At 69.5% G+C, this 1,767-nt stretch carries 3 protein-coding genes and 1 pseudogene; 2 read left to right on the forward strand and 2 right to left on the reverse strand.

Annotation, left to right across the window (positions count from 1 at the left end; translation table 11 throughout):
- Positions 1-153 (forward strand): putative quinol monooxygenase (locus J0A65_RS27975; RefSeq protein ID WP_206596535.1); only part of this gene is annotated, 153 nt, incomplete at its 5' end.
- Here J0A65_RS27975 and J0A65_RS22415 read toward each other — a convergent pair.
- Positions 140-550 carry a helix-turn-helix domain-containing protein gene (locus tag J0A65_RS22415; protein ID WP_197035126.1) on the reverse strand — a complete coding sequence of 137 codons (411 nt, stop codon included), beginning with the start codon at positions 548-550 and terminating at the stop codon, positions 140-142. The two genes, J0A65_RS27975 and J0A65_RS22415, sit on opposite strands and share 14 nt — an antisense overlap.
- A gap of 82 nt (positions 551-632) precedes the next feature.
- Here J0A65_RS22415 and J0A65_RS22420 point away from each other — a divergent pair, with 82 nt between their 5' ends.
- On the forward strand, positions 633-1,112 hold the full coding sequence (locus J0A65_RS22420) for a DUF2938 domain-containing protein (RefSeq protein WP_232850105.1): 480 nt from the start codon (positions 633-635) through the stop codon (positions 1,110-1,112).
- Positions 1,113-1,120: 8 nt separating this feature from the next.
- Here J0A65_RS22420 and J0A65_RS27510 read toward each other — a convergent pair.
- Positions 1,121-1,767: pseudogene (locus tag J0A65_RS27510) on the reverse strand (hypothetical protein); the annotation flags it as partial.

Below are 1,767 nucleotides of genomic sequence, written 5' to 3' on the forward strand. Positions count from 1 at the left end.
TACGAGGTTTGGGCGTCGCAGGCCGCCCTGGACGCGCACATGGCGTTGCCGCACATGCAGGCGTTCCATGCCCGGCGCATGGACTTCCTGCGCCGCGATCTCGAGGTTCGCCGGGTCGAGGTGCTCCTGCCCGCCGCGCTCATCGCGCAGTAGCCCGGCTTCTGCTGGCCTGCCGGCTGGCCAGGGTCATCAGGCGCTGGAAGGTGGGGCAGGCTAGGTGGTTCTCGGCCGGGCATGCCGCCGCATGGCGCAGGCCGTCGCGAATGGCGCTGAGGCGGCGGATGGTCTGATCCAGCTGCTCGGCCTTGCGTTCCAGGCGCTCGCGGTCGATGGCCGGTCCCCCTTCGCTGGCGAGCATCCCGGCGATGTCTTCCAGCGAGAAACCGGCGGTACGCCCCAGCGCGATCAGCGACAGGCGTTGCAGCACCGACTCGGCGAACACCCGCCTCAGGCCGTTGCGGCCGATCGAGCGGATCAGCCCCTTTTCTTCGTAGTAGCGCAGGGTCGAGGCCGGTAGTCCCGACCAGCGGGCGACGGTGCCGATATCCAGCTCTTTCATGCTTGACCTCAAGTCGACTTCAACTGGCAGCCTTCTATCACAGGCATTTCAGCAAGGTTGAATGGAGGTGGTCATGGTAGTCGAAATCATGGTGCTGGGCGTCGGCGCGACGCTGTCGATGGACCTGTGGGCGTTGCTGCGGCGGCGCTGGTTCGGCGTGGCGTCGCTGGACTATGGCTGGGTCGGGCGCTGGCTGGGGCACATGCGCCACGGCCAGTTCCGCCACACGGCGATCGCCAAGGCGGCGCCGCTGCGGGGCGAGCGTCTGCTCGGCTGGGGCTTCCATTACCTGACCGGGCTGTTGTTCGCCGCCGCTTTCCTGGCCTGGGGCGGTCAGGCCTGGCTGCAGCGTCCGGCGCTGCTGCCCGCGCTGCTCTTCGGCGTGGTCACGGTGGCCGCGCCGCTGCTGGTGATGCAGCCGGCCTTCGGCATGGGGATGGCCGCGAGGCGCACGCCCAAACCCTGGCTGGTGCGGCAGCGCGCATTGCTGACGCACCTGGTGTTCGGCCTGGGCCTGTACCTGAGCGGGGCGGCGCTGGCCTGGCTGGGCTGACGCCTGGCTCAGCCCTCGACCGGGATGCTGAACAGCACCGCCGCCAGGCCGACCAGGCCGAGCAGGGTGAAACCGGCGATCTGCAGGTGACGCCGCAGGCTGGCGGGCTGCTGCGCGGCGCGTACGGCGGCCAGCAGCGACTGCACGCCGTAGTACAGGGCGAAGGCCCGCGAGGCGTGGCTGATGATCTCGAAGACATCGAACAGCCAGGTCAGCAGCAGGCCGGTGAGGGTCAGCAACACGTAGCCGTGGCGCGCGCGCAGGCGCTGGCCGCTGAGTTCGTTGATCAGCCCGCCCGAGGCGCTGGTGTCGGCCACTGCGGCGCTGAACTGGGCGCTGAGGGCGGCGGCGATCAGCAGGGGCGGGAGCACCAGGGCGACCACGCCCATCAGGTCGATGATCGCGGTCTCGTCCAGGGTCATCGTCTGCTGGTGGAAACTCAGCGTCAGCAGGGTCGCATAGACCAGGTAGATGGCGCTGGCGAGCCACTGCGCATGGCGCATCGAGCGCACGCGCGTGGCCGCGTCGTAGTGCTGGCCGAGGTAGCGCGAGGTCTCGAAGCCCTGCACGGTGACGATCAGCCCCAGCAGCAGCTGCAACGCCAGCGTGCCCTGCGTGCTGGCCGGGCTGTTGGCCAGCACGCTCGCCATGTCCT

This window comes from Bowmanella yangjiangensis (genome assembly GCF_017255015.1).
GTDB classification, from domain to species: domain Bacteria; phylum Pseudomonadota; class Gammaproteobacteria; order Enterobacterales; family Alteromonadaceae; genus Bowmanella; species Bowmanella yangjiangensis.

Excerpts from the sequence above, each read along its gene's own strand:
- J0A65_RS22420 (WP_232850105.1), top strand. The coding sequence starts at position 633 with ATGGTAGTCGAAATCATGGTGCTGGGCGTCGGCGCGACGCTGTCGATG.